Annotated in this window: 6 protein-coding genes; 2 read left to right on the plus strand and 4 right to left on the minus strand. The window is 73.1% G+C overall.

Annotation, left to right across the window (positions count from 1 at the left end):
* The 3 genes from ACFWEJ_RS24910 to ACFWEJ_RS24920 all read right to left on the minus strand — a co-directional run.
* Positions 1 to 1,267, minus strand: a 1,267-nt coding sequence (locus ACFWEJ_RS24910; protein WP_377231866.1) for a glycoside hydrolase family 3 N-terminal domain-containing protein, incomplete at its 3' end; no start/stop codon positions are given.
* Positions 1,268 to 1,322: 55 nt separating this feature from the next.
* Complete coding sequence (locus ACFWEJ_RS24915) at positions 1,323 to 2,471, minus strand: threonine aldolase family protein (RefSeq protein ID WP_377231867.1); 1,149 nt, start codon at positions 2,469 to 2,471, stop codon at positions 1,323 to 1,325.
* A 117-nt stretch (positions 2,472 to 2,588) separates the two neighbouring features.
* Positions 2,589 to 2,792, minus strand: a complete 204-nt coding sequence (locus tag ACFWEJ_RS24920; protein WP_036971009.1) for a cold-shock protein — start codon at positions 2,790 to 2,792, stop codon at positions 2,589 to 2,591.
* 337 nt (positions 2,793 to 3,129) lie between these two features.
* Between ACFWEJ_RS24920 and ACFWEJ_RS24925 the strand changes: the two genes are divergently transcribed.
* Positions 3,130 to 4,407 (plus strand): ABC transporter substrate-binding protein, encoded by a 1,278-nt coding sequence (locus ACFWEJ_RS24925; protein WP_377231868.1) that lies wholly within the window; start codon positions 3,130 to 3,132, stop codon positions 4,405 to 4,407.
* A 163-nt stretch (positions 4,408 to 4,570) separates the two neighbouring features.
* Positions 4,571 to 5,323 (plus strand): hypothetical protein, encoded by a 753-nt coding sequence (locus ACFWEJ_RS24930; protein WP_377231869.1) that lies wholly within the window; start codon positions 4,571 to 4,573, stop codon positions 5,321 to 5,323.
* A gap of 24 nt (positions 5,324 to 5,347) precedes the next feature.
* On the opposite strand, the gene ACFWEJ_RS24935 is transcribed toward ACFWEJ_RS24930, so the two are convergent.
* Positions 5,348 to 7,318: a DEAD/DEAH box helicase gene (locus ACFWEJ_RS24935; RefSeq protein ID WP_377231870.1), complete on the minus strand. Its 1,971-nt coding sequence runs from the start codon at positions 7,316 to 7,318 to the stop codon at positions 5,348 to 5,350.
* Positions 7,319 to 7,624: the final 306 nt, after the last annotated feature.

Consider the following 7,624-nt stretch of genomic DNA (forward strand, 5'->3'; position numbering starts at 1 on the left):
CGTCGATCTTGGCGGCGAAGGCCGGGTCGGCCTTCGCCGCCTGGACCAGCGCGTCCACCATGGCCGGGGCCACGGACGGCTTCGCGGACGCGAGCACCACGTCCACCCCGGCGTCGACGGCACGGACGGCCCGCTGGCCGGCGGGTACGTTCTGGACCTGCACCGCCCCGGACAGGTCGTCGGAGATGATCACGCCGCCGAACCCTTGCGAGCGGACCAGCCCCACCGCGGTGGGGCTGAACACCGCGGGGCGCTTCGGGTCGATCCGCGCGTAGGTCGCGGACGACATCATGACCATGGTGGTTCCGTCCTTGATGCCGGCGGCGAACACCTTCACCGACGGGCTGCTCGGCCCGGTCACGGTGTCGGTCACGCCGGCCGTGGTGTCGGTGTTCGCCGTGACCCGGCCGAGCCCCGGGAAGTGCTTGATCGCCGTCCCCACACCCGCGGCGCGCTGGCCCTCCGCGAACGCGTTCGCGTGGGGCACGACCGACCGCACGGTGTACCCGTAGTTGCGGCCGAACACGCCGATCGGGGGGTTGGAGGCGGCCGTCTGCTTCGGCACCAGGTCCATCACGGGCGCGAGGTTCAGGTTCACGCCCGCGAGGGCGAGCTCCTGTCCCCAGACCCGCGAGCGCGCGCGCAGGTCCGACGGGGACAGCTGGGACTGGTCGAGCGCGCTCGGGATGGTGCTGAAGCCCTTGCCACGCAGCACCTGCACCGCGCCACCCTCCTGGTCGGTGGCGACGAAGAGCGGCACCGGGGAGTCCGACGCCGCGACGGCTGCGTTCACCAGGTTCTTGACGGGCTGCCGCCCTGCCTGGGTGCGACCCGCCAGGAAGACGCCGCCGATCTTCTGGTCCCGCAGCATGTCGAACGTCGGCTGGAACGGGCCCTTGACCGGCAGTCCGACCATGACGACCTGGCCCACCTTCTGCTCCAGCGACCAGCCCGACACGAGCGACAGGTCCGCCGCGCCGGGCGAGGGATCCGCGGGGGGCGGGGTGGGCGGCGTCGTGCCGGGCGCGGACGGCGAGGCGTCGGCCGACGGCGTTCCCCCGCCGGACGACGGGGACGTACTCGGAACCGGGGTGGTGCTCGGGCTCGGCGAGGTGCTCGGCGTGGGGCTCGGCAGCGTGCTCGACTGGGCGGGTCCGGGAAGAGAGGTGGGTCCGGGCTCACCGGCCGGAGCGGAACATCCCGAGGCCAGCGTCGCGACCGTGAGAACGGTGGCGACCAGCAGGCCCGCGGGGCGAAAGCGGATCATAGGCACCAGTCTCACCCCGCCACCGGCCTGCTGCGCAACCGGGTTTCGGGATCGGTCAGAGCGCCGCGCCGACCGCCCGCACGAAGGCGTCGACGTCCGCCTCCGTGGTGTCCCACGCGCACATCCAGCGCACCTCGACACGGTCGGCGGTCTCCCCCGGCGCCCAGTCGTAGAAGCGGGCGTGCTCGCGCACCCGGTCCGCGGCCGCGCCGGGCAGCGTCGCGAAGACGACGTTCGCCTCGGTCGGGTACCGCAGGACGATCCCGGCCCCCGGCTCCAGCAGCCCTGCCGTCTCGATACCCGCGCGCAGGCGCGCGGCCATGGCGTTCGAGTGCGCCGCGTTGCGGAGCCACAGGGGCCCGCCCCCGCCAGTGCCGGACGAGGTCGGGGCGGTCGCGGCTGTGCCGGACGTCGGCGTGCCCGGCTCGCCGAGCAGCGCCAGGAGCTGGGCCGACACGAACCGGGTCTTGGACGCGAGCTGCATCGTCGCCTTGCGCAGGTACGGCACCGCCTCGGACAGCGCCGCCGCCCCCGCCGGACCGGCCGCGCCGTCGCCGTCGGGCAGGACCACGACGGCCTCGCCGAGCATGCCGCCGTTCTTCGCCGCGCCGAGCGACACGATGTCCACACCGACGTCGGTGGTGATCTCCCGCAGCCCGACACCGAGGGCCGCCGCCGCGTTCGCGAGGCGGGAGCCGTCGACGTGCACGCGCAGGCCGGCCGCGTGGGCGGTGTCCGCGAGGAGCTTGAGGTCGGCCACGGAGTAGACCGTGCCGAGCTCCGTCACCTGGGTGAGGCTCAGCACCGCGGGCTGCGCGCGGTGCACGTCGCCGAGGTCGCCGGCGTAACGGTCGACGGCGTCGGGCCCGATGCGGCCGTCCCTGCTCGGCACGGCGAGGATCTTGAGGCCGCCCACCCGCTCGGGCGCCCCGTTCTCGTCGGTGTGGACGTGCGCGACGTCGCTGGTGATCACCGCGCCCCAGCGCGGGGCCGCGGCCATGAGGCTGATGACGTTCGCGCCCGTGCCGTTCAGGACGGGGAAGATGCGGGCCCGCTCGCCGAACACCTCCTCGGCGCGGTGCTGCAGACGGGCGGAGACGGGGTCGTCGCCGTACGCGACGGCCGCGCCGTCGTTCGCCGCGGCGACCGCGGCCATGACCTCGGGGTGGACGGGAGCGTAGTTGTCGGAGGCGAAGTGCTGCACCCGCCCATTCTCCCGCCCGGCGCCGGACAGGGCGAAGGCCCGGCCACCTGAAAGGTGACCGGGCCTCCGGGGTACAACCGGGCGAACTCAGGAGCCCGCCATGCCGGCTGTCAGAGATCAGATCGGGCGGATGTTCTCCGCCTGGAGGCCCTTCGGGCCCTGCTTCACGTCGAACTCGACGCGCTGGTTCTCCTCGAGCGAGCGGTAGCCGCTCGACTGGATCGCGCTGAAGTGGGCGAACACGTCCTGCCCACCGTCCTCGGGTGCGATGAACCCGAAGCCCTTCTCGGCGTTGAACCACTTGACGGTTCCGAATGCCATGTACTGCTCCTTGCAAGATGCGACGACCCCGGCCTTCGGGATCGCTGTAATCACGGTGTCGTCGTCATCTCTTGGAAGAACGATCGAGGCACTGCAACACGGCAAGCGTACCTGCCCGTGCCCAGGAAAGCCCGATCAATCTCCGTGAGGTGCGTCAGGCGGGCGACTGGATGAACTTTCCTTGGGTCTAGGGTGATGTGGGTCACGTCCTCGTAACAATCTCGGTCGGGGTGGGGGATTCGTGACACAGGCGTCACACAAGGTGACTACTTTCAGCGACCACGACGGAGCAAAGTGCGCCGTCAGATCCACTCCCGCTTGAAGGGGAACAGCAGACATGATTCGACGTTCCACGGCTGCGCGCGGGCTCGCGCTAGCGGCAGTCCTCAGCGTGGGCTTGGCAGCCTGCTCCACCTCGGGTTCTGGCGATGGAGAGGGCGGTGGCTCAGCCGAGCCGCTCGTCGTCGGCACCATCCTCCCGATCACCGGCTCTCTTGCCTACCTCGGTCCGCCCGAGGTCGCGGGCGTCGGACTTGCGATCGACGACATCAACGCGGCCGGGGGTGTCCTCGGCGAGGACGTGACCCTCGAGTCCGGTGACTCCGGCGACTCGACCGACATGAGCGTGTCGACGAACACGGCCACCGACCTCATCGGCAAGGACGTCCAGGTTGCCATCGGCGCCGCGTCCTCGTCCGTCTCGCAGAACGTGGTGGACCAGTTCACCGAGGCCGGGGTTCTCCAGATCTCGCCCGCGAACACCGCCACGGAGCTCTCCGGCGTGAGCGACCTCTTCACCCGCACCGCGCCGCCGGACACCGTCCAGGGCGCCGCGCTCGGCTCGCTCGTGCTCGACGACAACCACCAGAAGGTCGCCTTCCTCGTGCAGAACGAGACCTACGGCACCGGTCTGCGCGACAACGTGCAGAAGTCCATCGAGGCCGGCGGTGCCGAGGCCGTCTACGGCGCCACGGGCTCCGGCGAGGAGTTCGCCCCGGGCGAGACCAACTTCTCGTCGATCGTCACCGACGCCCTGGCCGCCAAGCCGGACGCCATCGTCATCCTCGCGTTCGAGGAGACCAAGGCCGCCATCGCCGAGCTCGTCTCGCAGGGCTGGGACTTCGACGGCACCACGTACCTCTGCGACGGCAACACCGCCGACTACTCCAAGGACTTCGACCCGGGGACGCTCAAGGGCGTCGTCGGCACCATCCCCGGCGCCGACCCCGCGCAGGAGTTCAAGGACGCCGCGAGCGGCTGGTACGAGGAGAAGGAGGGCAAGCCGCTGACCGACTACGCCTACGCCGCTGAGTCGTACGACGCAGTGATCCTCGCCGCGCTCGCCGCGGTGAAGGCCGAGTCGACCACCGGTACCGACATCGCCGCCCAGATCCGTTCCGTGTCCGGTGCGGACGGCGGCACCGAGGTGTCCACCTTCGAGGAGGGCGTCGCCGCGCTCGAGGCCGGCGACGACATCCACTACACGGGTGTCTCGGGCATCGGCCCGATCAACGAGGACAACGACCCGTCGTCCGCGTTCATCGGTGTCTACAACTACGCCGACGACAACACGCTCGAGTTCGACCGTGCGATCGAGGGCTCGGTCGAGGGCTGACGCTCCCGGCTGACACAGCACGAAGGCCCGGTCACCTCGGTGGCCGGGCCTTCGTCATGTCCCGTTCGTGTCGCGGAGGGACGATGGCCGGGAACCCCGGACCGCGGCACGCCGTTGACCGGGGTGGACCGTCCGGACCGAACCTCACGAAGGACTGAGATCAATGGGCTTCCTCGACCGACTGCTCGGCCGCGAGCCGCGCGAGCAGACACCCGGCATGTACCAGGGCGGCGGCACGCCGCGGCCGCAGTACCAGCAGGCCCCGGGTCAGACCCCTGCCTACGGCACGGCCCCCGTCTACGGGTCCGCCGCGAGCACGGGACGCAGCGAGGACGACGTGGCGATCGAGCGCTACCGCTACCTGCTGCGCACCGCTCCGCCGGACCGGGTCGAGGAGGCGCACGCCGAGGCGTTCGCGCAGCTCACGCCCGAGCAGCGCAACCAGGTGCTGGCCCAGCTCAGCGAGACCGTGCCGCCCGACGAGCGCGCGACGTCGGACGACCCGCGCGACCTGGCCCGCATGGCCACCCGCGCCGAGATGCGCAACCCCGGCACCCTCGAGCGGAACTTCGGCGCGAGCCGCGGCCCGGGCTTCGGCTCGATGCTCGGCGCGAGCATGCTCGGCACCATCGGCGGCATGGTCATCGGCTCGGCCGTGGCGGACATGATGTTCGGCAGCTCCTTCGGCGACCCGGCGCAGGACTTCGCCGGCGAGGAGGGCAGCGGCGAGGCAGGCGGTGAGGAGGCCGGCGGCGAGTCCGTCGAGGCAGCCGGTGCCGAGGGCGGCGACGCAGGAGCAGATGCCGGGGCGGACGCCGGTGGCGACGGCGGCGGCGGGTTCTTCGGCGACATGTTCGGTGGCGGGGACGGCGGCGGCGGCGACTTCGGAGGCGACTTCGGCGGCGGCGAGTTCTGACCCGTCCCGCCCGGGCTGGGCGGCTCAGGCGCCGATGAGGCGCAGGAAGCCGCCCAGCTCCATGAGGTGGCGCACGCCGTCGGCCTCCAGGTCACCGGGCAGGTAGTCGGTGAGGCGGGGCGACGAGATGACGACGGCCCGCCACTGCGCGCGCGACACCCCCACGTTGATGCGGTTGCGCGCGAGCAGGAAGCCCATCCCCCGGGAGACGTTCTCGGGGGCCGAGGCGGCGAGGGTCAGGATCGCGACCGGCGCCTCCCGACCCTGGAACATGTCGACTGTCCCGACGGGCACCCCGCCGAGGCCCGCGGCAGCCAGGGCCTGGCGCACCGTGTGCACCTGCGCGTTGTACGCCGCGACCACCACGACGTCGTCGGTGCCCAGGGGCCGGGCCGGGCGCCCGGCCCCTGGGTCCCACGTGCGGCCGACGACGCCCTGCACCTGGCGCACCACCTCGTCGGCCTCCTCCCGGGACGACGTCGAGCGCCCCTCGTGGGCCACCGGCACGTGCACGACGCCGGGGGCCACGCCGTCGAGCGAGCGTTCCGTCGTGACGGGGTGCGCCGACAGCCGGCCGGCATAGGAGAGCTGGGACACGGCCGCGCAGACCTCGGGGTGCATGCGCCACGACTCGGGCAGCAGGTAGCCGAGGCCGTCGGGCAGCACGGAGCTGCCGGCCGCGAGCCAGGCGAGGGCCGACTCGTCCACCGGCTCGGGGTGCCGGCCCTGGCTCACCTGCGGAAGCTGCTGCGGGTCGCCGAGCAGCAGCAGGCGCTGGGCGGCCCGGCCGACGGCGACGGTGTCGGCGAGCGAGAACTGCCCGGCCTCGTCGATCACGAGCAGGTCCAGCCCCTCGTCGGGCCAGCGCTCGTGCGCGAAGTCCCAGGCGGTGCCGCCCACCACGCAGCCGCCGGGGCTGCCGGCGGCGAACTCCGCGAGCTGGCTGCCGGTCAGCTCCTGCCACGGGCCGGCGGGCTCCCGCTCGACGCCCTTCGCCCGCTGCTTCTTGGCGACCACGTCGACGGGTACCCCCGCCTTGTCGACGAGGCAGCTCAGCAGGTTCTCGACGGCCGAGTGCGACTGCGCGACCACACCCACCCGCCAGCCGGCGTCGACGAGCCGGGCGACCACGTGGGAACCGACGTGCGTCTTGCCGGTTCCGGGTGGTCCCTGCACTGCCAGGTAGGAGTGGTCGAGCCGCTCGACGGCTGCGAGCACGGCGGCCTCGAGGCGGTGTCCGCCGGCGTCTCCCCCGCCGGCCGCGCCCGTGAGCTCCGGCAGGTCCCCGCCGCGCTGTCCCGTGGCGGGATCGACGAGCCGGGGCGGACGGCGGCACAACAGGTCGACGGCGGCGCCGTCGGGCAGGGCGCGGTCCGCGTCCCACGTGGCGAGCGCCGCGCGGGCGGCGTCCTCGGTCGCCCGCTCCTGCGCGTCGTGCGCCGGCCCGCGCTGCGGGGCCAGCGCGACGGGCGCCTGGTCGTGCGGGTCCGCTCCCCCGGAGAGCCGCTCGCGCAGGACCACGACGTCGCGGCCCCGGGGCGCGGCGTCGCTCCCGGGCTCCTCGCGGAGCTCCAGGATCACGCCGCCGGAGTGCTCGCCGCGGACGGCCCGCGCCTCCAGATCGCCGACGACCGGAGGCACCGGCTGGTCGTAGAGGACGTGCACCGGGTCGCCGACGCCCAGGTCGGACCCGTCGATGCGGGACCCGTCGAGCATGCGGCCCACCAGCTCGACCTCGCGCGACGGAAGCCGGTCCCGCCCCACGACGCTCCAGTCCCGCAGCACGCGCGAACGTTCCACGTGGAACGTCGACCGCCGGCCGGGCCACTCGTCCAGGGGCAGCTCGAGCCGCGCGAAGTGCTCCTGCCAGAACGGCTTCTCCTCGCGCTGGTAGTACCCGACGGCCGCGCCCAGCAGCGCGAGCGCCTGCACCTCCAGCGACCGCTCCCCCCGGTTCTCCCCGACCCGCTCCGCGATCTCCCCGGCCAGCGCCAACCGCCGCTCCCGCCCTTCCCGCCGAGCAAACCCCCGCCCAGCACCAACCACCCCGTTCCCCCCACCAGCACCACCAACACCGGCGCCCTCGCCACCGGCGTCCGCCCCGGACCGGAGCCCCCCACGCTCAACAGCACTCCCCCCGTACCCCCCACCCCGGGACTCGGGCACCCCGCCCCCACCACCGGCCGAGCCCCCACCCCCCTCGGAAGGCGACCCGACAGCGAAGGCCGTGGGAAGCGAGACCCCGCGCGCGGATGCGTTCACGGGCCCCAGGGGGCCCTCCACTTCGGGAAGGGATACATC

Source organism: Promicromonospora sp. NPDC060204 (assembly GCF_042728455.1).
Taxonomy (GTDB): domain Bacteria; phylum Actinomycetota; class Actinomycetes; order Actinomycetales; family Cellulomonadaceae; genus Promicromonospora.

Coding starts and splice junctions, on each gene's coding strand:
- ACFWEJ_RS24920 (WP_036971009.1), bottom strand. CDS start 2,792: ATGGCATTCGGAACCGTCAAGTGGTTCAACGCCGAGAAGGGCTTCGGG.
- ACFWEJ_RS24930 (WP_377231869.1), top strand. CDS start 4,571: ATGGGCTTCCTCGACCGACTGCTCGGCCGCGAGCCGCGCGAGCAGACA.
- ACFWEJ_RS24925 (WP_377231868.1), top strand. CDS start 3,130: ATGATTCGACGTTCCACGGCTGCGCGCGGGCTCGCGCTAGCGGCAGTC.